At 39.3% G+C, this 22,644-nt stretch carries 25 protein-coding genes; 23 read left to right on the forward strand and 2 right to left on the reverse strand.

What is annotated here, in order from left to right; all coding sequences use genetic code 11:
* Positions 1-509: 509 nt before the first annotated feature.
* Positions 510-764: a sigma-G-dependent sporulation-specific acid-soluble spore protein CsgA gene (locus BTR25_RS11925; protein ID WP_075688302.1), complete on the reverse strand. Its 255-nt coding sequence runs from the start codon at positions 762-764 to the stop codon at positions 510-512.
* A 184-nt stretch (positions 765-948) separates the two neighbouring features.
* On the opposite strand from BTR25_RS11925, the gene pssA reads away from it, so the two are divergent.
* A complete protein-coding gene (gene pssA, locus BTR25_RS11930) occupies positions 949-1,440 on the forward strand; it encodes a CDP-diacylglycerol--serine O-phosphatidyltransferase (RefSeq protein WP_075688360.1) in 492 nt (163 codons plus the stop codon).
* Positions 1,441-1,575: 135 nt separating this feature from the next.
* Entirely contained in the window at positions 1,576-1,848 is a 273-nt protein-coding gene (locus tag BTR25_RS11935; protein WP_075688303.1) for a hypothetical protein, read from the forward strand.
* Between the two features lie 21 nt (positions 1,849-1,869).
* On the opposite strand, the gene BTR25_RS11940 is transcribed toward BTR25_RS11935, so the two are convergent.
* Positions 1,870-2,751, reverse strand: a complete 882-nt coding sequence (locus tag BTR25_RS11940; protein WP_075688304.1) for a VanW family protein — start codon at positions 2,749-2,751, stop codon at positions 1,870-1,872.
* Positions 2,752-2,926: 175 nt separating this feature from the next.
* Between BTR25_RS11940 and BTR25_RS11945 the strand changes: the two genes are divergently transcribed.
* The 21 genes from BTR25_RS11945 (at position 2,927) to BTR25_RS12040 (ending at position 22,573) form a co-directional block, all read left to right on the forward strand.
* Positions 2,927-3,121, forward strand: a complete 195-nt coding sequence (locus BTR25_RS11945) for a hypothetical protein (RefSeq protein WP_075688305.1) — start codon at positions 2,927-2,929, stop codon at positions 3,119-3,121.
* Positions 3,122-3,254: 133 nt separating this feature from the next.
* A complete protein-coding gene (locus BTR25_RS11950) occupies positions 3,255-4,463 on the forward strand; it encodes an acyl-CoA dehydrogenase (protein WP_075688306.1) in 1,209 nt (402 codons plus the stop codon).
* A gap of 35 nt (positions 4,464-4,498) precedes the next feature.
* Positions 4,499-5,251 (forward strand): SDR family NAD(P)-dependent oxidoreductase, encoded by a 753-nt coding sequence (locus BTR25_RS11955; protein ID WP_075688307.1) that lies wholly within the window; start codon positions 4,499-4,501, stop codon positions 5,249-5,251.
* Between the two features lie 37 nt (positions 5,252-5,288).
* Positions 5,289-6,902 carry a long-chain-fatty-acid--CoA ligase gene (locus BTR25_RS11960; RefSeq protein WP_075688308.1) on the forward strand — a complete coding sequence of 538 codons (1,614 nt, stop codon included), beginning with the start codon at positions 5,289-5,291 and terminating at the stop codon, positions 6,900-6,902.
* A 91-nt stretch (positions 6,903-6,993) separates the two neighbouring features.
* The gene (locus tag BTR25_RS11965) at positions 6,994-7,554 is read left to right on the forward strand and encodes a TetR/AcrR family transcriptional regulator (RefSeq protein WP_075688309.1); all 561 of its coding nucleotides are present in this window, start codon (positions 6,994-6,996) and stop codon (positions 7,552-7,554) included.
* A gap of 104 nt (positions 7,555-7,658) precedes the next feature.
* Positions 7,659-8,060 carry an acyl-CoA thioesterase gene (locus BTR25_RS11970; protein WP_075688310.1) on the forward strand — a complete coding sequence of 134 codons (402 nt, stop codon included), beginning with the start codon at positions 7,659-7,661 and terminating at the stop codon, positions 8,058-8,060.
* Between the two features lie 63 nt (positions 8,061-8,123).
* On the forward strand, positions 8,124-9,197 hold the full coding sequence (locus BTR25_RS11975; protein WP_254842692.1) for a phosphotransferase family protein: 1,074 nt from the start codon (positions 8,124-8,126) through the stop codon (positions 9,195-9,197).
* Positions 9,198-9,222: 25 nt separating this feature from the next.
* Positions 9,223-9,993, forward strand: coding sequence for an SDR family NAD(P)-dependent oxidoreductase (locus tag BTR25_RS11980; protein ID WP_075688311.1), 771 nt, complete (start codon positions 9,223-9,225; stop codon positions 9,991-9,993).
* An 18-nt stretch (positions 9,994-10,011) separates the two neighbouring features.
* Entirely contained in the window at positions 10,012-10,797 is a 786-nt protein-coding gene (locus BTR25_RS11985; protein ID WP_075688312.1) for an enoyl-CoA hydratase/isomerase family protein, read from the forward strand.
* 16 nt (positions 10,798-10,813) lie between these two features.
* Positions 10,814-11,788, forward strand: a complete 975-nt coding sequence (locus BTR25_RS11990; RefSeq protein WP_075688313.1) for a quinone oxidoreductase family protein — start codon at positions 10,814-10,816, stop codon at positions 11,786-11,788.
* Between the two features lie 24 nt (positions 11,789-11,812).
* On the forward strand, positions 11,813-12,808 hold the full coding sequence (locus tag BTR25_RS11995; RefSeq protein WP_075688314.1) for a phosphotriesterase family protein: 996 nt from the start codon (positions 11,813-11,815) through the stop codon (positions 12,806-12,808).
* Between the two features lie 202 nt (positions 12,809-13,010).
* On the forward strand, positions 13,011-13,715 hold the full coding sequence (locus tag BTR25_RS12000) for a response regulator transcription factor (protein ID WP_075688315.1): 705 nt from the start codon (positions 13,011-13,013) through the stop codon (positions 13,713-13,715).
* Entirely contained in the window at positions 13,687-15,120 is a 1,434-nt protein-coding gene (locus BTR25_RS12005) for a sensor histidine kinase (protein ID WP_083652343.1), read from the forward strand. The genes BTR25_RS12000 and BTR25_RS12005 overlap by 29 nt, the downstream gene beginning before the upstream one ends.
* A 151-nt stretch (positions 15,121-15,271) precedes the next feature.
* Positions 15,272-16,585, forward strand: coding sequence for a trypsin-like peptidase domain-containing protein (locus BTR25_RS12010; RefSeq protein WP_083652344.1), 1,314 nt, complete (start codon positions 15,272-15,274; stop codon positions 16,583-16,585).
* A gap of 90 nt (positions 16,586-16,675) precedes the next feature.
* Complete coding sequence (locus tag BTR25_RS12015; RefSeq protein WP_139311226.1) at positions 16,676-16,885, forward strand: hypothetical protein; 210 nt, start codon at positions 16,676-16,678, stop codon at positions 16,883-16,885.
* The gene (locus tag BTR25_RS12020; RefSeq protein WP_075688317.1) at positions 16,842-17,258 is read left to right on the forward strand and encodes a hypothetical protein; all 417 of its coding nucleotides are present in this window, start codon (positions 16,842-16,844) and stop codon (positions 17,256-17,258) included. Before BTR25_RS12015 ends, BTR25_RS12020 begins: the two co-directional genes overlap by 44 nt.
* 72 nt (positions 17,259-17,330) lie before the next feature.
* Positions 17,331-17,465, forward strand: coding sequence for an RAxF-45 family protein (locus BTR25_RS28435; protein ID WP_303046828.1), 135 nt, complete (start codon positions 17,331-17,333; stop codon positions 17,463-17,465).
* A gap of 135 nt (positions 17,466-17,600) precedes the next feature.
* Positions 17,601-19,481 carry a ribosomal protection-like ABC-F family protein gene (gene abc-f, locus BTR25_RS12025; protein ID WP_075688318.1) on the forward strand — a complete coding sequence of 627 codons (1,881 nt, stop codon included), beginning with the start codon at positions 17,601-17,603 and terminating at the stop codon, positions 19,479-19,481.
* A gap of 104 nt (positions 19,482-19,585) precedes the next feature.
* Positions 19,586-20,578 carry an L-glyceraldehyde 3-phosphate reductase gene (mgrA, locus tag BTR25_RS12030; protein WP_075688319.1) on the forward strand — a complete coding sequence of 331 codons (993 nt, stop codon included), beginning with the start codon at positions 19,586-19,588 and terminating at the stop codon, positions 20,576-20,578.
* A gap of 123 nt (positions 20,579-20,701) precedes the next feature.
* Positions 20,702-21,130 carry a cell wall hydrolase gene (locus tag BTR25_RS12035; protein ID WP_075688320.1) on the forward strand — a complete coding sequence of 143 codons (429 nt, stop codon included), beginning with the start codon at positions 20,702-20,704 and terminating at the stop codon, positions 21,128-21,130.
* A 108-nt stretch (positions 21,131-21,238) separates the two neighbouring features.
* The gene (locus BTR25_RS12040) at positions 21,239-22,573 is read left to right on the forward strand and encodes a Na+/H+ antiporter NhaC family protein (RefSeq protein WP_083652345.1); all 1,335 of its coding nucleotides are present in this window, start codon (positions 21,239-21,241) and stop codon (positions 22,571-22,573) included.
* Positions 22,574-22,644: the final 71 nt, after the last annotated feature.

Below are 22,644 nucleotides of genomic sequence, written 5' to 3' on the forward strand. Positions count from 1 at the left end.
TTTACCAAATAATTAAAGAAATCTTTCTAAATTTAAAGAACATTGCCAAGAAGCCTTGCCAAAAGAGGATTGAGTCTCATCGTTAATCAACAACCCGAGTAAGTTGTTTCTTTAAGGGATTTGAATTCCATTTAATACCATGTGAATTAATTCCTTCAACGGAACAAAACACACATCGGCTTAGCTCTGAACTTCTTTTAGACTGTTATAGCGACTAAAAGTTTAGTAAGAAGTATATTTGGCTGTGTCAATGGTTGGGTCCCCTAAGAGGTTAATTCCCAAGGAGCTGTCTCTAAGTTGAGGCAGCCTTTTCATTTCTCCAACATATTCCAATTATTAAACAGATTTTCCAGCGAAAATAACGAACTAAATGAATTTCTTGTCGTATGCTGAAGGGTTTTTTATCTGTTTGAATCGTCTTTTGTCGTAGATTGCGGTTGCCTCGGAAATAAATAGTCTGACTATTTCCCGTAGAAGAGATGGCATATCCTGTCATCTCTTCATTTTCCTTAAAATAAGAGCTCAAACACTTCATTTAATTCATAAGCTCTTTTATCGTCCTGTTCCTCTTGGGCGTGTTTAATTTCGTTAGGTAAAATCTTATTGAGAAATTCAATCTCATTTTGAGTTAATTTTCGGACAAAATCACCCTCAGAATGGAAATCGCCATCTGCTAATTTACGATAAATATGCCTGCCAGTAGGATGATGTTCATCTGTGTAATTTGATAAAATTTCCCGAAGATATTTTAAGGTTTGATCCATCCCTTTCACCAATCCTTTCTATACTATTTTCTAACGAGACCCTCAATATATACATCCATATTGCTGTTAGAAAAAACGTATGCGTTTTCAAAAACTTTATTAAAAGCAAATAGAAGAATAAGCATTGTAATTATGGAAAAAGCTAAGTGGATAGAGGGGATTGCTGAAAAAAGGAGAAGAAGCCTTGACTAACCAATTTTTAAAAGCAATACCTAATTTGTTTACAATCGGGAACTTATTATCTGGGGTATTTTCCATTACCTTTAATATGAATGGGTATTATCGTGCGGCTGCTTTGTGTATTTTTTTATCTACTGCTTTTGATTTTTTTGATGGTAAAATAGCTAGAAAGTTAAAGGTGAACAGTGAGTTGGGTGTTGAACTTGATTCTTTGGCTGATATCGTTAGTTTAGGGGTTGCACCTGCACTTCTATTCTATTCCTTACATGCTCCATCTCCATTTACCACATTGGCATTTATGCTATTTCCAACAATGGGGGCACTGAGGTTAGCGAAATTTAATGTGAAACCAACAGTTGGCCACTTTATCGGCCTACCGATAACAGCAGCAGGTTTAATGGTTGCGACTATGGGAATATTCCTCTACAGTAACACTTTAATCACTGTTATACTTGCGCTTCTTATGGTGAGTCCCATCAGGATTAAAAAACTATAAAAGGAACTACCCAGCTTTGTTCTAATAAATGACAAAGTACACCGTGTTTTCCAAACATATTCTTTCAAAATATGCACAAAATAAGTTTGGGAAGCTGATCTTAACTTTCCATTTAAAATATGGTAAAGGGGTGCTATGGTGAGAAATTTAATGAAACTGCTTCCATTCGTTAGTATGTTCAAGAACAAAAGACGAGGGAGAGGAACCATGTGGGCATCTCTTTTAGGCTTAGGTGTTAGTGCAGCCATTCTAGGACTGACAAGAGGTCGAAGAAGGGATCTTACAACTCCTTTTCAAAATGCCATTGAGAACTTCGCTCCTAAAATGGGTACGATGAACAATGCTGCCTTAACTGAGTTTTCCGATGAACTGCTTGCGAGTGCTTTAAATAGCAAAGAAAAAAAATAAAAGTCCGCTTTTGCGGACTTTTTATAATGGTGGAAAAGGTACTTTTTTAGGTTCGTATTCAATTATATCTGAAGAGTAAAGTTTAATTACCAATAGGTGTCCGACTGTTTTTGCTCTTATTAAAACAGCTTGGTTATAATTATTTAAAAACTCAAAATCAGGTCCGTACCAGCTAACGGTTGCATCACGCCCTGGAGGAATATAGGAGACATTTCTACTGTGAGAAAAACGTTGTGTAATTTGCAGGCCTGCATTGTCAACGGCATTAAACAAAGTGGAAGAAACCTGGCAGATACCGCCACCTATATCTTCAGCAAATTCTCCTCGTACAATGACTTTAGCTTTTTTATATCCTTTCTCAACTGTGCGTTTTCCAACAACACGATTAAAGGAAAAAGTTTCACCAGGAAAAACGACATAGTTATTAATGGCTTCAACAGCTAAGTCAATATTGGTTGTCCGCATTCTATTACGCGGATTAAAGGATGTTAAATATCGGCCAATGCGTTTGCTCCGAATCTCCGAAAGTAATTCACTATCAACCCTTGGGTAGATTGGACGTATGGGCAGTTCCAGTTCAGTCATTTTATGTCCAAAAAAGTAATCATAAAAACTCTCCGTAAAGGCCTGTTTGTTGATTGTTGAACCTGCAATTTCAGGTATAATGTTATCTGCACTATCTAAGGAGGCGTTTTTAGCCGGCCTAGATACTAGGTGGTTTAATTTCTCAGTAAACTCATCAAACTTCTTCGAATTTATAATCGGTATTCCACTACTATAAATAGAGTATTCAGATCTACTTATCGTAGTAATCGGTTGACCATCTTTCATTATAACTAATTGATCAGGAGGGGTTGCTTGATGAACTAGTAACCATGTCCCCAAAATCCACGATATTAACATTACAGAAACCTCCCTTACGTTAATATCGTCAATATTTTACTTTTCATGTAACTTTTTAAAAAAATTAAGGAAAATGTCTTAAGTTGTTGTAGAATATCAATATATCTTAGTTGTAATGACACGAAATATAAAGCTTGCTAGCATCTTGCTATATTTATGATAGGAGTGGTTTTTTTTGACAGGAAACGAAAGGATCCAATTGAATGTGAGGATTGCAAAGGAAACTTCAGATAAGCTTGATGAAATTGTTGTTTATTATCAAGAAAACCTTAAATTAGGGAGAGTTTATAAAGGGGATGTTTTAACGGACATTATTGAAAAGTCTTATGAAATAATGAACAAGCAAAAGAAGGTCAATAAACGGTTTTAACCTCTCAAAAATATTGTTTGTGAGGTTTTTATTTGTTAGAATATTTAGAAAGGAATATGAATATCTAAAATTTGGAGGTATAATAATAGTTGTGACATACCAACTGGTTAGTATGTAGGAAGAGGTGGAGAAGATGAATTTTTCTTACTCAAAGCGAGTAGAAGAGTTACAGGTCAGGCTAACTAACTTCATGGAAGAGCACGTATACCCAAATGAAAAGGTATATGCTCAGCAATTAGATGAGCAAGAAAGTCGTTGGAGTGCAGTACCTCCGATCATGGAGGAGTTAAAAGAAAAGGCAAAGGCTGAAGGGCTGTGGAACCTTTTTCTTCCCGAAAGTGAATTCGGTGCAGGGTTAACAAATCTCGAATATGCTCCTCTCTGTGAAATTATGGGACGATCACCCATTGGTCCAGAGGTATTTAACTGTGCAGCTCCTGATACGGGAAATATGGAAGTTATTGTTAGATATGGTACGGAAGAACATAAAGAAAAATGGTTAAAACCATTATTAGCAGGAGAAATCCGTTCATGTTTTTCGATGACGGAGCCTGATGTTGCGTCTTCAGATGCAACCAATATTGAAGCTAGAATTGAGAGAGATGGGAACGAGTACGTGATTAATGGCCGTAAGTGGTGGTCTTCTGGAGCTGGTGATCCTAGGTGTAAGATTGCCATTGTGATGGGAAAAACAGATTTGAGTGCAAATCGGCATGAACAGCAATCGATGATCCTTGTACCGCTTGATACACCGGGAGTTAAAATTGAACGGATGGTCCCAGTGTTTGGCTATGATCATGCCCCACATGGTCATGGAGAGATTACTTATGATAATGTAAGGGTTCCCGCAGACAATATTCTCTGGGGAGAGGGTAAGGGCTTTGCGATTGCGCAAGGTAGATTAGGACCTGGCAGAATTCATCATTGTATGAGATTAATAGGGGCAGCTGAGCGTGCGCTTGAACTTTTATGTAAGCGTGTTCAAAACAGAGTTGCTTTTGGAAAGCCTCTCTCTAGCCAGGGAGTAATTCGTGAATGGATTGCAGATTCAAGAATTGAAATTGAGCAGGCAAGGCTTCTTACCTTAAAAGCAGCCTATATGATGGATACGGTTGGAAATAAGGAAGCCAAAACAGAAATCGCGATGATTAAAGTGGTAGCACCTTCGATGGCTCTAAAAGTGATTGATCGTGCCATTCAAGCATTTGGAGGAGCAGGTGTATCTGATGATTTCCCGCTTGCTTCTATGTGGGCAAGTTCGCGGACATTAAGATTGGCGGACGGACCTGATGAGGTGCATCGTGCCCAAGTGGCTAAGCTAGAATTAAAAAAATACGAATAATAGATTGGCAGATTAGTAGAGAGGCTGTGAAAGAAATGAAATTAAACGGAAAAGCAGCAATCGTAACGGGTGGTGGCAGTGGTATAGGGCGTGCAACAGCTGTTCGATTTTCCATGGAAGGAGCGAAAGTGGTAATAGCCGATATTGACTCAATTATCGGGGAAGAGACCGTTTCCACCATTCGAGAATCCGGTGGTGAAGCGATTTTTGTTAGAACAGATGTGAAGGATTCACATCAAATAAAACAATTAGTCCATGCTTGTACTACTACTTTTGGTGGACTCCATGTTCTAGTCAATAATGCTGGTATAGCTCATGCTGAAGTGAAAAGTGTGGACTTATCGGAAGAAGAGTGGGACCGAGTAATAGACATCAACCTAAAAGGGGTCTTCTTAGGAATCAAATATGCAGTACCTGAGATAATTAAATCAGGCGGTGGAGCTATTGTTAATACTTCAAGCTTACTAGGTTTGAAAGGTAAGAGATATCAAGCAGCCTACAATGCATCTAAAGCTGGAGTCGTGCTTTTAACACAAAATGCTGCTTTGGAATATGGGAAGTCTAATATACGTGTCAACGCGATTGCACCAGGTGTGATCGATACCAAAATTATTGATGGCTGGAAGCAGGATGAACGGAAATGGCCAATTATCTCACGAGCAAATGCACTTGGAAGAATTGGTACTCCAGATGAAGTGGCCAACGCTATATTATTTCTAGCATCTGATGAAGCTTCATTTATTACGGGTACTACCTTGTCTGTTGACGGGGGCGGCCTTACTTTTTAGATCTTAATTAATCTATAACATTTTAGGAGGAATATGAATGACAGAAGTTAAAGCGTGGCATGCACAATATCCAGAAACAGTTTCAAAAACAATTAATATCCCAAACAAACATCTAGGGCAAATTCTTCAAGAAACAACTTCTAAGTATCCCACTAACAATGCACTATCATTCTATGGTAAAAAAATAAGCTATCAACAATTACTAGGTCTATCGCAAGCCTTTACATCTGCACTCCAACAAAATAATGTTCAAAAAGGCGATAGAATTGCCATTATGCTGCCAAATTGCCCACAGTATGTAATTTCTTATTATGGAAGTTTGGGAGCAGGAGGCATTATTACTCAAGTAAATCCAATGTCGGTTGAGCGAGAACTAGAGTACATTTTAAATGATTCTGGGGCTGAAACGATTGTTGTGTTTGATGCTTTCTATCCAAGAGTAAAAAGTGTGCAGTCACGTACAAATTTAAAAAATATAATTATTGTCAGCTTCCAGCCAGCTGGTCAGGAACTAGCTCCTGATCGCGGCTTTGACCAATTTATAACGGAAGGAAATGGAAAAGTAACTCCTGTTGAGATTGAACCTGAGCATGATGTGGCTGTCCTTCAATACACTGGAGGGACAACAGGCAGATCGAAAGGTGCTATGCTTACCCACCGGAATATTGTAGCAAATGTACTGCAATGTTACGAGTTCTTTAAACATGAGTTTGAATTTGGAAAAGAACGCTGTTTAACCGTAATCCCTCTTTTCCATGTATTTGGAATGACCTCATGTATGAATCTGTCTATCCTTACGGGTGCAGAATCGATCATGCTTCCACGTTTTGATCTTGAGGAAGTCATGACAACGATTAAAAATGAACAGCCTACATCCTTCCCAGGTGTCCCGACGATGTATGTAGCCATTACAAACCATCCGCGTGCGGAAGAATATGGTCTTAATAGTATTAGAACCTGTAACAGCGGTAGTGCTCCGATGCCCGTTGAACTGCTCCGAGAGTTTGAGAGAAAAACAGGTGCAAAGATTTTGGAAGGGTATGGTTTATCGGAGGCATCACCAACCACACACTGTAATCCTCCATTCGCCGCTCGTAAACCAGGCAGTGTAGGAATTGGGATGCCTTCTACCGATTACAAAATTGTCGATATTGCAACTGGGTCCGAGGAAGTCCCTGTTGGTGAACTTGGTGAGGTTGTTATTAAGGGTCCGCAGGTAATGAAGGGCTATTGGAATATGCCCGAGGAAACAGCGAATACCCTTAGAGATGGCTGGCTTTTTACAGGAGATATTGCAAAAGTAGATGAGGATGGTTACTTATATATTGTAGACAGAAAAAAAGATCTAATTATTGCAAGCGGTTTTAATATTTATCCTCGAGATATCGAAGAGGTACTGTATGAACATCCAGCGGTCCAAGAGGCTGTTGTAATTGGAGTTCCAGACCCTTATCGTGGGGAGGACGTTAAGGCTTTCGTTGTCTTGAAGGCTAGTCAAACTGCTATGGAAGATGAAATGATTCAATATTGCAAACAAAACATGTCAGCCTATAAGGTTCCTCGAAGTGTCGAGTTTCGGAGAGAACTTCCAAAGACGGGAGTTGGAAAAATACTTCGTCGCTCCTTAAGAGAAGAAACAATAAAAAAGTAGAAATGGTATAAGATTGATCGGGTAAAGGAGAGAAATAGAATATGGTATAATTTTTTCGAAAGATATATAACAGATTGCGAGGACATATGTTGTGAAAGATAAGCTAACAAAGCAAAGCATCCTTTTGTTTGAGAAAAAAGGTTTTACTGAGACCTCCATTCAAGATATTGTAGATTCCATTGGAGTCACTAAAGGAACATTTTACTATTACTTCTCTAGTAAAGAAGAACTTTTAATGGATATTAATCTTGGATATATTGATGATTTATTGTTTCGCCAAGAACAGATTTTAAAGAAAAGCATGAGCTGCAAGGAAAAACTTTATGAAATGGTTTATTTGTTGATTAGCAGTATTAAGAACCAAGGATCTGCAGCCAAGATTTTCTTTAGAGAAATGAAAAATCTAAGTGAAGATCGGCTCGAGTGTATGATTACGAAACGTGACCAATTCCGGATGAATATCGAACAATTAATTAAAGAAGGTATGAAAAACGGTGAGTTTAGAGCAAACCTTAATGCACCGATTATTACATTTGGAGTTCTTGGTGCTGCAAATTGGAGTTATCAATGGTTTAAGCCTGATGGCGCTTCTAGTGACCGTGAAGTGTCAGAAATATTTGTAGATATGATATTAGAAGGGATTCGGATTTAAAATAATATTCAGGAGGGTTTTGTTTTACATAATAAGACCCTCTTTATTTACTATTTTTATCCAATCAGGTACTGAATTTTAACGGATAAAGGGTGGATAAAATCATGCACGAGATACAAGTAAATGTCCGATTTGGTGAAACGGATGCGCTTGGGCATATCAATAACACTAGTTATTTTATTTATTTAGAGGAAGCGAGGATTCGTTTCTTTGAGACATTAGGATATAACATGGAAACGGGTGACTGGAAGTTTATACTAGCATCTACTAAATGTGATTTTGTTAGTCAAGGATACTTTAATCAAACTCTAAATATTAAAACGTACGTTTCTAAAATTGGAACAAAAAGCTTCCAAATCGAGCATGATATGATTGATCAAAAAACAGAAGAATTGATTGCTAAAGGGAATGCAATTATGGTTTATTTTGATTTTGATAAACAGCAAAGCGAGCCTCTTCCTGAATTATTAATAGAAGGTCTGCAACATTATTTTGTTAGGGCATAATCATTCATTCTGTGTGGGAGTATGAGTGGAATATACTGAATTTTCCGAAATGGGGGTAGTCGAATGCCTCATCAAATGAGTAGTGATACCATTCCTGTTCGTAAAGGGGAAGAATTAAACCTAACCGTCCTCGAACATTTTTTAAGGAGCAAGATCGAGGACCTTCCAAATGGGCCTCTTGAGCTTTTACAGTTTTCTGCAGGGCACTCCAATTTAACTTATCAAATTAAGATAGGTGTTTGGGAAGCCGTTTTAAGACGTCCGCCACTAGGGCCAGTTGCACCGAAAGCGCATGATATGGAACGGGAGTATAAAATCCTTTCTGAACTAAATCCTGTCTATCAAGCTGCACCCAAGCCGATTTTATTTTCCAACCAACTTGAAGTTGTCGGGAGTCCATTTTTCGTCATGGAAAGAAAAAAAGGCATAGTCATTGATACTGCCTTCCCAAAAGAGGTCAAAGTAACGAAGGAGCTTTGTGAGCAACTGTCAAATGTAATGGTTAATAAGTTGGTCGAGCTTCACTCAATTGATCACAGCGCGACGAGGCTAGGAGAAATCAGTAAGCCAAATGGCTTCATCAAAAGGCAGGTTCATGGTTGGATTGGCCGCTATGACCGGGCAATGACTGAAGAAATACCCTCTGTTGATTTATTGATAAAGTGGCTTACTACTCACATTCCAACACAGTCTGAGGCGGCTATTATTCATTATGACTATAAATTTAATAATGCAATGTTTAATGAGGACATTACCGATATGGTTGGTTTATTTGACTGGGAAATGAGTACAGTAGGTGATCCTTTAGCTGACCTTGGTGTAGCCCTTGGTTATTGGACACAAGCAAATGACCCTGAACAATTAAAAGAAGGCTTAGGTACGGCGTCTCTTACGGTTCAGGAAGGCTTCTTCACAAGAAATCAATTTATTGAACAGTATGCCAAGAAAAGTGGCCGGGATATCACGAATATGAACTTCTACTTAACCTTTGCTTACTTTAAATTAGCGGTCATCTGTCAGCAAATTTATTACCGCTACAAGAAGGGCCAGACTAGTGATATTCGATTTGCAAACCTAAATTACAAAGTAAAAACTTTAATCGAACATGCAACCATTGTTGCCCATGAAAAGCCGTAATCAGGTAACGAAAGGAGGTAGTACATTGAGATTTTTACAGATGATAGCCTTAGTAACCGGAGCCGGAAGCGGTATCGGAAAGGCTGCAGCCCTTCGTCTTGCTAGGGAAGGAGCAAAGGTAATCCTAGTGGGGCGGACCAAAGTTAAGCTTGAGGAAACTGCTCGCGAAATAAACCAGAGCAGTAAAACTCCCATGGCAGAGATCTTTATAGCCGACGTGACAGATGCAGAAGATGTGCGGGAACTAGCAGAATATATGGAGGAGCAATATGGAGATCTTCATATTCTAGTTAATAATGCAGGGGGTTCTGCTAATACCAAGATTTTGTCAATGTCCGAGCAAGAATGGGATTATGTGCAGGATGTGAACTTGAAGAGTGTCTTTTTAGTATCAAAAGCTTTAGGGAAAATCATGGCCGCTGGCTCGGAGCGTGAGGAGCGCAGCAGGGCGATTGTTAACGTAGCCTCCCTATCAGGTCATCAGGCTGGTGCAGAAATTCCCCATTATAGCGCAGCAAAGGCTGCAGTTATTAATTTCACGAGGTCACTCGCACTTGAGTTAGCTCCTTATGCTATACGTGTTAATTCTGTGTCACCAGGTTTTGTTGAGACTCCACTAACCGAGAAAGGTCTGCAAAATGAGAGATTTGTAAGAGCTATCCAAAAAAATACAGTTCTCGGGAGGGTGGGAACTCCTGAGGAAATTGCTAATGTTATCGCTTTTGCTGCCTCAAGTGAGGCCTCATATATGACGGGGACAGATTTACTTGTTGACGGAGGCTGGCTTATTAAATAAATCAAAAATGAGAGGAAGATGCGTGTGGTACAAGAACATTTAATAGTAGAAAAATTGGGTCCAGTTTTATCGTTAACACTAAATCGACCAGAAAGCCTAAATGCCTTTAGCCCTGAAATGATTTTAGGTTTAAAGGAGGCGTTAGTAAATGCTCAAAATGACCCTGATCTCCAAGCGATTGTATTATCAGGGGCTGGCCGTTCCTTCAGTGCAGGCGGTGATGTAAAAACAATGGGGCAGGGAGGCCCTGGTGATGTTTATGAGCATGTTGGCAAATTAAATGAACTAATTCTTACTATGAAAGATACAGAAAAGCCAATTATTGCTGCGGTACATGGTTTTGCCGCTGGTGCGGGATTTAATTTAGCGTTAGCGTGTGACTTGATTTTAGCAGCAGAGGGCAGTAAATTTGTGCTTAGTTTCTCTCAAGTGGGACTTGTATCTGATGGGGGAGGATCATACTTTTTACCAAAATTAATTGGTCCGCATTTAGCAAAGCAGTTTTTATTTAGTGCAGAACCCATTCCTGCGGAAAGATTATACGAATTAGGGGTCATTAATCGTGTCGTTCCATTAGAAAAGCTTCAAGAAGAGACTACTAAACTAGCATTAAAATTAGCGCATGGTCCAGGGAAAGCTATGGGTAAACAAAAGAAACTGGTAGAACGTTCGTTTACATCAACCCTTGGAGAAATACTCGAGCAAGAAAGATTGACACAAGCATTAATGGTCGAGACAGAAGACCACAAAGAAGGTGTTTCGGCTTTTAAAGAAAAAAGAAAACCTGTATTCAAAGGCAGATAATAGAGGAGAATGTTTTATGAAAGCGGTTCAATTAAAAGAATTTGGAGGGCCTGAGGTTCTGAACCTTGTCCAAATTGACAAACCAGTTCCACAAGGCCATGAAGTACTCATCGAAATCAAGGCTATAGGTGTTAATTACGCAGATACAGCACGAAGGGAGGGTCAATATGTCGTTAAAACCCAACTCCCGTTTATTCCAGGAGCAGAAGTTGCAGGTATTGTTACGGAAGTTGGTGAAAAGGTAACGAACATAAAGCCTGGTACACGAGTGGTTACACTAATTGAATCAGCCGGTTATGCTGATTATGCTCTAGCAGATGCAAGGGGGCTTATACCATTGCCTGAGCATTTAGATTTTAAAACGGCTGTTGCCTTACCGTTACAAGGATTAAGTGCCTACCACGTATTAAAGACGATGGGGCGTTTGGAAAAAGGTGAGACCGTTCTTGTTCATGCTGCAGCAGGTGGTGTCGGTACGATTGCCGTCCAATTGGCTAAGTTGTTTGGTGCTGGCAAAATTATTGCTACGGCAAGTTCCTCAATAAAATTAGAACTTGCACGTGAGATGGGGGCAGATGTCCTGATTAATTACACTGAGTCAGATTGGGTAGAGCAAGTGCTCGAAGCGACTGGTGGTAAAGGGGTAGATGTTGCACTCGAAATGGTGGGCGGTGATGTTTTTAATAAAACCATTAAATGCCTTGCTACCTTTGGACGGCTAGTCGTTTTTGGTGCAGCAAGCGGAGAGCAAAGTCGTTTTTATCCTGCTTCCCTAATGGCTAGAAATCAATCTGTCATCGGCTTCTTTCTGCCACAGATTATGAGAAAACCAGAATTGCTTCAGCCTAGTTTAGTAGAATTATTGACTTATCTAGGTGAGGGGAAATTAAAGCTTATGATCGGTGGTGTCTATCCGTTAGAAGAAGCTGCCGAGGTACATCGTCTCCTGCAGTCACGTAAAACGACTGGGAAATTAATATTAGTACCATAATTATAGATATGGGGTGTGATTTTTATGTTTATGGTTGAAACCGTAACAGGTCCGATTTCTGTTAATCAATTAGGTAAAACTCTGATTCACGAACACTTTGCATTTGGTTATCCAGGGTTTCATGGAGATATTACCTTAGGAGCTTTTAATGAAGAGGAAGCTTTAGAAGCTGCAGTTGGTGCTGCAAGGCAAATGATGAGTTTTGGTGTTCATACTGTTGTTGACCCTACTCCAAATGAGTGTGGAAGAAATCCATTGTTTTTAAAGAAGATTTCTGAAGCAACAGGATTGCAAATTATTTGTGCAACAGGATATTACTATGAAGGCGAAGGTGCACCCCCATACTTTAAACTTCGTCAAGGGTTAGGAACGGCTGAAGAGGATATTTATGAAATGTTTAAAAAGGAAATTACTGATGGTATTGCAGGAACAGGGATTAAGCCTGGGATTATTAAGTTAGCATCTAGTAAGGATGAAATAACAGAGTATGAGAAGATGTTTTTCCGGGCAGCAGCAAGGATCCATCAAGAAACAGGTATTGTAATCCTCACGCATACGCAGGAAGGAACAATGGGACCTGAACAAGCAAAGCTGCTCATTGAACTTGGGGTCAATCCGAGTAAAATTATTATTGGCCATATGTGCGGGAATACAAACCCAGATTATCATAAAGAAGTGATGGATCAGGGTGTTCGTATTGGTTTCGACCGCTTTGGTGTTCAAGTATTAGTTGGAGCCCCTTTTGATCATGAAAGAGTAACGACTTTATTGACTTTATTGGCAGATGGCTATGAGGACCAAATCCTATTATCTCATGACAGCATCACCGTTTGGCTGGGAAGGCCGCCTGTTATGAATGATCAGGTAGCTCAAATTATGGGGAATTGGCACCCAGCGCATCTATTCCAAAATATTCTCCCATCCCTTCGTGATAATGGGATAACCGAAGCACAAATCGACAAAATGATAGGTGCAAATGCAATCGAACTATTCTCAGGAGCCTCCGTTAAAATTTCATAGGTATAGAAAGAGGCTAATGAAGATTCCTTCAAGCCTCTTTTTTTGTTGCTATGCAACCATCATGATGATGGATTATTGCCAAACTATGAACAAACTATTAATTAATGGAGAAGTTTAATCCCGATAGTTGATATGAATGGAAAATCGTTTAAACTGAAGAAAAGGACCTCTATTTAATTATTGCATTAGGAGTTGAACGATTTTGAGAATATTAGTAATTGAGGATAATAAGAGTGTTTGCTCAATGATTGAGATGTTTTTTGCTAAGGAAGGGATAGAGGGTGAATTTGTTAACGACGGTATAGAAGGCTATAACCGGTTTAAAAGTGGCACTTGGGATGCATTAATTGTTGATTGGATGCTGCCTGGCATGGATGGCGTCACCATCTGTCGGAAAATAAGAGAAGAAAAACATATTGTACCCATTATCATGCTCACCGCTAAAGACACAGAGTCCGATCAAGTGCTAGGGCTGGAAATGGGTGCAGATGACTATGTTACGAAGCCCTTCAGTCCACTTACTCTAATGGCGAGAATTAAGGCAGTGACACGAAGGGTTCATACACAGCAATTCACCAATCAAAAAGATGATTTCTTGCAGTCGGAACATTTTAAAATTAGCAAGAACACAAGGGAAGTACTAGTTGATGGTGTACCGATTATGAACTTAACCCCAAAGGAATTCGATTTACTTTATTATATGGTAGAACACCCAAAGCAAGTATTTTCGCGTGAACAGCTTTTAGAGCGGGTATGGGGCTATCAATTCTATGGTGATGAACGGACCGTTGACGTCCACATAAAACGGCTGAGGAAAAAGGTAGAAACCACCTCTCAGCCATTCTTCCATACTGTATGGGGAGTAGGGTATAAGTTTGATGAGTCGATTCAAGCAGATAAAAATTAAATATATTTTTCAACAGTTTATTAGCCATATTAGTATCATTGTCGTCGCTTTCCTCATCTTAAGTCTATTGTTTGCTTATTATGTCAGTAATTTAGTATATGAAAGTAAAGCAGATGAATTGATCGCTTATGGGGAAGCCATTAGTGAGGATATTGACCGTAACCCGATCGCATCAGAGCAGATTATTAATCAGTATAGTAATGTACTACGATCAAGGAATATTAGTTTTAGTCTGTTTGATCAAAAGGGGTATCTGTATGCAGTTGGAAAAAAAGGACCGGCCATTGAGTTAAAGCCCTCTGAGTGGGAGAAAATCACTCAAGGGAAAACAATCATTGTTCAAAGTGATTATAAACGATTCAATCAGGACGGGGTTACCTTTGTCGTCCTTCCCTTTATGGACCGTGGAGCGTTCTTTGGCGGCATCTTGTTAACCTCGCCGATCAGCGGTCTGAGTAGTATGATTCGTGAAGTGAACCAATTTCTCATTTATACGATACTAATTGCATTGGCAGTTTCCTTTTTGCTTAGCTGGTTATTATCCAAAATCCATGTTAATCGGATTAAAAGGCTGCGTGAAGCAACTTCGCTTGTTTCTGCAGGTGATTATCATGTTCATGTTCCTTCCTCCAATTTTGATGAAATTGGTGAATTAGCCAATGATTTTAACCATATGGTGAAAAAGCTAAACTATTCCATGGAGGAAATTGAAAACCTTGAGAGCCGGAGAAGACAGTTTATGGCTGATGTTTCTCATGAAATGAGAACACCGTTAACGACCATTAGCGGAGTCATCGAAGGACTGAGAAACGATATGATCCCTGAAGAAGATAAAGAGCGTGGAATAAACCTTGTGAGTCAGGAGGCAAAGCGGCTCATTCGCCTTGTAAATGAAAACTTAGATTATGAAAAAATTCGGTCTAATCAAATCCAATTACATAGGGAAGAGATCCAGCTTTTAGAACTCCTTGAAATTATCCAAGAACAGCTATCTGTTCAAACAGAAGAAAAAAACGTAAAGATTATTGTAGAAGCCGATGAAAATGTCATGGTCTACGCTGACTACGACCGTCTTGTTCAAATCCTCATCAATATTACCAAAAACAGCATCCAGTTCACGACAGATGGTACGATTTGGTTAAGAGGGAAAATGGAGCAGGATTTAACTATTATTGAAGTGGAAGATACTGGAATCGGTATAGACCCAGAAGAAGTCCAAAATATTTGGCGCAGGTTTTACAAAGCGGAAATTTCTAGGACGAGCAATCCATATGGAGAATTTGGTCTTGGGCTTTCAATTGTTAAACAACTAATCATGCTCCATAATGGTGAAATTGACGTCCTTAGTGAGAAAGGTAAGGGGTCAAAATTTATTATTCGAATGACTAATCAAGCTGTAGGCTAAGCCTATGGTTTTTTTTAGGTCAAAAAATCCCATTTTCTTCTTAATAATTTCCAATTCATGTTATAGATTGTTAATAGTTTTGTCATAATTATTGGTTAAATTAGGGATAAGAATAATAAAAACAGAAATCGTGCAAAGGAGAAGAAAGGCCATGAGTAACAAGGATGAATTTGAGAATGAAAATACGTTAAACCAAGAGCGTACAGATATAAATGAAGGTGTAGATGAAAAGTTGTTGGATGATATAGAAGCTGTAATAAGTGCGACTGAGGAATCATTGATTTATAACAGGGTAGAAATGAAAAAAAGTAACAAGAAAAAAAATCTAAAAGGATTTGCATCGACGCTGGCAGCAGGGATTATTGGGTCAGTTTTGACCTTAACAATTCTACCACACACCGACTATATTAAAAACTTTACAAATGTAGAAAGCCAGTCAATCGGCAGCAAGCAACTAGAAGGAACTTCAACCGTAAAAGCAGTACCAACATCAGCTGTGACGAATACATCCTCTATCGCGGACACGGTCGAGCAGCTGTCTAAAACAATCGTGGGTGTTGTTAATTACCAACAGTTACAAAATAGATCGATATATGGGAACTCATCTTCACAAAGTATACAAAGTGGGACAGGTTCTGGAGTGATTTTTCAAAAGAATAAGGATACTGCCTACATCGTGACGAATAATCACGTGGTGGAGGGGGCATCTAAACTAGAAATCTCTCTCTATAATGGAGAAAAGGTTGAAGGGGAGATTGTAGGAACGGACGCCCTGACCGACCTTGCAGTATTAAAGATTGATGCAAAATACGTAGATGCGACGGCTGAATTTGGTGATTCCTCGTCACTAAGACCAGGGGATCAGGTATTCGCAATTGGAAATCCGCTCGGACTTGATTTATCTAGAACCGTAACACAAGGAATTGTCAGTGCGATCAACCGATCTATATCAATTGAAACTTCTGCGGGTAATTGGGAAACAAATGTTATCCAGACAGATGCGGCCATTAATCCTGGAAATAGCGGAGGAGCACTAATTAATCCACAAGGATTAGTCATAGGGATTAACAGTTTAAAGATTTCAAATAGCGGTGTGGAAGGTCTAGGATTTGCGATTCCAAGTAACGATTTAATTCCGATTGTGAATGAGTTAATTAATAACGGAAAAATTGAGCGGCCGTATTTAGGGGTTGGTCTGGCAGATTTAGAACAAATTCCTCAATTATATTGGCCAAATAATGTTTCAGAAGGTGTAATCATCACCACCGTAGAACCGAACTCTGCAGCAGCTAATGCAGGTTTACAGGTAAAAGACGTCATTGTCAGCATGAATGATACGAAAATTAAAACTGCATCAGAATTAAGAAGGTTTTTATATACGAAAGTAAAAGTAGGGGATGAAGTAAAGGTTGAAGTTTACCGTGATGGAGAGTCAACCACGCTAACGGTTAACTTAAACAAATAAGTTTAGGAGCATGTCTTTTATTAGAAGGAATACAATGTTAGTTAGATTATGGATATCATAATATTAATGTCTTAGTGAAAAGAGTGTATTATGATGATCATAATTACGGCAATAAAGGAAATCTTACTTGATGAAAAAATGAAGACTGAGTATTCTGCATGGCTTGAAGAGAAGAAAAATGAGTATGATATTGAGAATTCCCTTGAGAGTATGAATCGGTTAAAGGAAATCAATTTAAAAAGGGTGAATGGAAGAAATGAATCAGGTAGGGAAGTATGCAGCGAGGGAAGAAGCAGATGAACTTGAACTAATGAGAATGGTGATGGAACTACCTGAAAAGGATAAAATGCTCATGTGGGCAGAAGGTTATATTGATCAGGTGATTGATAAGCTTCCTGAGTATGCTCAGGATATACTTGAAAACCGAAAGCAAAAATGGGAAGATACAAAGGCTTTTTTCGAAAGTCAAATCAATGAAATTCTCAAGCTTGAAGAGTTTAAAAACAAAGCAATGGGCGAACGGAAGGAGTTTGCCCTTTTTGTCATGGAAAACTATCGAGAGTATCAGTCATTATTATTTGCTGCCGCTGATGGGAAAATGAAGGAGGAGGATTACCGGAAGTTCGTTTATCGCCGGAGATTTGGATCTCGGAAAAAATTTCTAAGGACATGAAAATAGGCTTGCAAACCAGTGAGGAAAAAATTACAATGGTAATATCTTGAAGTGAAACGGAGGTGTAAAGAGATGAAACGTTCTATTTTTGTACGTGTACAATGGCTTGAAGCTTTATATTTGTGCCGTGCAATTTTTCATGAAGTAGTTTTCAAAGGGGGAAGTCTGCCTTTTTTAGAAAACTGCATAGTGGAAGTAGAACGATAAAACATCTCTTTACCCCAAAAAACAGGATTGGTGGAGAGTGCATGAACGCACTCTTTTTTCATGCCTTTTAGGCCGCGGGTATCTCTAGATGCTTGCGGTTTTTTTGTGGTTGGAGGTTCAAAAAGGAGAAAAAACATGATTCTTATAAGTATTAACCATATAGCCAAGTCCTTCGGTGGGAACCTAATTTTTAATAATTTATCTTTTGAGGTACATGAGGGAAGCCGAATAGGGATTGTCGGGAGGAATGGAAGCGGTAAAACCACTTTGTTACGGTTGTTGGCGCAGCATGAAATGGTGGATGAAGGAGTAATCCATTGGAAAAAGGGTTTGAAATTAGGTTATTTAGCACAAATACCAGACTATAAAAGTTTAACGGGGAGAGAAGTGTTATTGACCGCGTTTGACCAGTTGGTACCGATAGAAAGTAAACTTAGAGAGTTAGAATTTGAAATGGGTCAGGAAGTAACACCAAATCAGCTCCAGCGATTAATGGATCAATACGGTAAATTGCAGGATGAGTTTACATTAAATGGGGGTTATGAAATGGAAGCCCAGCTGGATAAAGTTTCTCAAGGTTTACATCTTACCTCCTTACTTGATAAGCCTTTTTCACTTCTAAGCGGTGGTGAAAAAACAAAAGTTGGTCTAGGCTTAAGTTTGCTGAGGCAGCCTGACCTTTTGTTGCTCGATGAGCCAACTAATCACTTAGATTTACAAGCTATTGAGTGGTTAGGGGCATTTTTGAAGGACTATACCGGGACCATTGTTCTTATTTCACATGACCGTTCCTTTTTAGATGAGGTTGTTACAAAAATAGCCGAATTGGAAGATGGAGAAATGGCCGATTACCATACCAATTTTAGCGGGTACTTGAAAGAAAAAGAAGAGCGGCTATTAAGGGAGTTTCAAGAATATCAAGAACAACAGCGGAAAATTAAAAAAATGAAAGAAGCGATAAAGCGCCTAAGAGATTGGGCAAATCGTTCAAACCCGCCAAGTGCAGCACTACATCGGAGGGCAACTAATATGCAGCGTGCTCTTGACCGCATTGAAAAACTGGACCGTCCGGTAATAGACGTTAAGAAAATGGCGGTTGAATTTGAAGCTAGCGACAGAAGTGGTAAAGATGTGGTTGTGATGGAAAATGTCTCGAAAAGCTTTGCTGGCAAAAATCTTTTTGAAGGCGTTAATATGCTCGTCCAATATAAGGACCGAACCGCAATTGTCGGTGAAAATGGTACTGGAAAATCCACTCTTTTAAAATTAATTCTGGGAGAGTGTTCCGCCGACGAAGGAATGATTAAAGTTGGAGATAGTGTGAAAATAGGCTATCTCTCACAACATGTATTCCATGGCATTGGAAATGAGCGGCTGATTGATGTATTTCGTTCTGAAGTACACGTAAACGAAGGGGAAGCAAGGCATATTTTAGCAGGATTTTTATTTTATGGTCCGGCAGTTTTTCGAAAGGTTCATCAATTGAGTGGAGGCGAAAGGATGCGGCTGCGCCTTGCCCAACTTATGTATCAGGATATTAATCTATTGGTTTTGGATGAACCGACTAATCATCTAGATCTTGATTCATGCGAGGTTCTAGAAGAGGCATTAGAAAAGTTTAATGGCTCAATTCTAGCTGTTTCTCATGACAGATATTTCTTAAATAAAATTTTCAAGAAAATATATTGGCTAAAAGATGGAAAATTAACCTTTTTTCATGGAAATTACAATTGGGCAAAAGAAAAGCTTATTCAAATGGATGGTAAAGAAGGTTTACTTAGGAAACAGGTAAGAAGCAGTGTGACTAGAACCATTGATAGTAATGTTTCAAAACGGATCACTGGTACGGAAGAAATTGAAAAAAAGCTTGAAAATATTGAAGAGGCAATTCATTCCTTCAAGAAGGCGATGGAGTCAATGACTGAATTAGACTCGCTCCAACTTCATTATGCTGAATTGAAACAAATGGAGAAAGAACGTGACAAGCTTTATGACCAACTAGATGAAATGGTCTAGACTTACCTTCATTCACCTTCTGAGTTCAAAACTCAGGAGTTGAATTTGGCAGCCTTTCCAAATTGGTGTATAAATAATATTGTACATATAAAGGAGGAGTAGGTATGGTATATCAAGCAGATTCAACTCGATATGACAAGATGAAATACAATCGAAGCGGCAGGTCTGGGCTGCAGCTTCCTGCGATTTCACTTGGTTTATGGCATAATTTTGGCGGCGTGGATTCTTATGAGAATGGCCGTGCTATGCTTAGGAGAGCATTTGACCTAGGAATAACACATTTTGACTTGGCAAACAATTATGGGCCCCCTGCTGGTTCGGCTGAAGAAATGTTTGGTCAAATATTAAAGACTGACTTTGCGCCTTACCGAGATGAAATGATTATCTCATCCAAAGCAGGTTATCATATGTGGCCGGGGCCTTACGGCGACTGGGGGTCAAGGAAATATCTAATCGCAAGTCTAGATCAAAGCTTAAAGCGGATGGGACTTGATTATGTCGATATTTTCTATTCGCACCGCCCAGACCCTAACACCCCTATGGAAGAGACGATGGGAGCACTAGATTCCATTGTTCGCCAAGGAAAAGCTTTGTACGTTGGGATATCAAACTATAGTGCAGAGCAAACATCAGAAGCGATTTCAATTTTAAATAGGTTAGGCACCCCGCTTATGATTCACCAGCCTAGTTATAATATGTTCAATCGTTGGGTTGAAAACGGACTGCAAGATGTGCTGCAGAAGAATGGTGTAGGTTCTATCGCCTTTACTCCATTAGCACAGGGGTTATTAACAAATAAATATTTATCTGGTATTCCTGCCGAATCAAGGGCGGCAAGTCCGACCGGCTTTTTGCAATCCGAAATGGTTACGGAAGCAGTAGTTAGCCGGGTAAAGAGATTGAATGAACTTGCTGGTAATCGCGGACAAAGCTTAGCACAAATGGCTTTAGCATGGGTGCTTCGTGAGGGGAAAGTAACTTCTGCTTTGATTGGGGCGAGCCGTGTCAGTCAAATTGAAGAGAACATTGCAGCCTTAGATAATCTTTCTTTTACAGACGAAGAATTAAACATGATTGAAGACATATTAAAGAGCTAAATAGGCCCACACTGACCTGCTGGAAAATTTCCAGTAGGTTATATTTATTACCCTAAAACCTAATCGTCAACACTCTTACACCCTCGAATATGATATAGGTGAACACACATTGGAGGTGACGTGATGGCCGTTGTAAAAGCGAGGTCTGCAGATATTGACCTTTTAGCCAGATTACTTAGGGCAGAGGCGGAAGGTGAAGGAGAAATGGGAATGCTGTTAGTTGGCAATGTCGGCATTAACCGGATTCGTGCGAATTGCTCCGACTTTAAAGGGCTCCGGACAATTGAACAGATGATTTATCAGCCAAAAGCATTTGAAGCTACAACTAAAGGATATTTCTATCAAGGAGCAAGGGAAAGTGAAAGACGTCTTGCACGAAGAGTAATAGCTGGTGAAAGATTCTGGCCTGGAAAGTTTAGTCTTTGGTATTTCCGCCCGCCAGGTGATTGCCCGCCAACATGGTATAATCAGCCTTTCGTTTCCCGTTATAAACTGCATTGTTTTTACCAGCCAACTGGTGAAGAGTGTGAAAATATCTATAACACCTATTGAGTAATCCAATGGGGCCGTATTGAACGGCTCTATTTTTGTGGATAAATGCTTTTCGTAAATCTACAAATTCATTATAATAATAGAATCGTGTAAAAAGGTGGTTTTCGAATGAATCAATTTTCAGTAAGACAAGTCGTTTTTCTTATGCTTGTGACTATAGTAGGAATATTATGGTCAGTTGTTTTTAAGATTCCACTTGTTATCGGGTTCCTGCCAGGTTACGGGATTCTTGTATATTTAGCTATCAAGCGAGGGCTTAAGTGGCACCAAATCTTACATATTAGTTTACAGGGAGTCTTTACTACGAGGATTGTCATTATTATTCTCCTCCTCGTTAGTTTACTGATGCCTTCGTGGTATCTATCTGGTACGATTGATCAAATGGTTAAGGCAGCCCTTTCCATTATCAATCCACAGCATTTTTTTGTTTTATCTTTTATTATAGCGATGATTTTTTCCATGATTTTAGGTACAACGGTAGGAACCTTAAGTGCCGTTGGGGTACCAATTCTAGGAACTGCAATGTTTTTAAATCTTCCATTAGAAATAGTGGCAGGAGCATTAGTTTCCGGGGCGTTTGTCGGGGATAGAACTTCGCCGTTTTCAAGTGCCCACCAATTATTAGCACATACGCTTGAAGTGCCCGTGAAAAGGCAAGGAAAGGCAATGCTTCTCACGACCATTTTAGCGGTTTCACTCTCCATCTTGATCTATGGAAGCTTTGATTTCTTTTCAGGAGCACAGGAACAGGTAAGGGATCACCAATCGTTCCTAATGGATGCTAACTCCCTAATCAAGGTTGTCCCACCATTAGTCTTAATTCTTATGGTTATTTTAAAGATTAGAATTACCTACGTTTTTATCTCTAGTATATTAGCAGCATCATTCATATCACTCATAAGTGGGTTGGCTGTTCAAAGCTTGGCAGCTGCCTTTTGGCGGGGAATAGATGGAATTGGCGGCGGGCTGGAAAATATGTATGAATTATTGTTATTTCTTGCCTTAGCAGGAGCTTATAATGGTTTGGTAGAAAGATTAAATGTGATTCAGCCTTATTTAGATAAGTGGTTAGTCACCTCACGTTCATTAGTTGGAGATACAGGAAAGACACTTGTTGCAACATTGCTCATTAGTATGATTTCAGCCAACCAAACACTTCCGATTATCTTAACTGGAAGGTCGTTTCTCCCCCATTGGTCAAGCAGGTATAGTAAAGAAGAATTAGCAAGAGTGATGGGGGATACTACCATGCTCTTCCCTGGGATGGTTCCTTGGAGTGTCCTCGCGATTATGTGTAGTACGATTTTGGGACTGCCAATTTTAGATTATTTGCCATATGCGATTTTTTTATGGATACTTCCTCTTCTAACATTAACTATTTCATTTGTTAAAGCAATCGGTATATCCAAAAGAACGTTATCGGTCTTAAGCAGAGTCAAATAAGGCTCTGTTTTTTCTTTGCCATCCTATCCCTTATGAATGAAGTCTGAGTTTTAGACATATAAGTGATTAAA

Source organism: Bacillus sp. MRMR6, assembly GCF_001940785.1.
Taxonomy (GTDB): domain Bacteria; phylum Bacillota; class Bacilli; order Bacillales; family Cytobacillaceae; genus Neobacillus.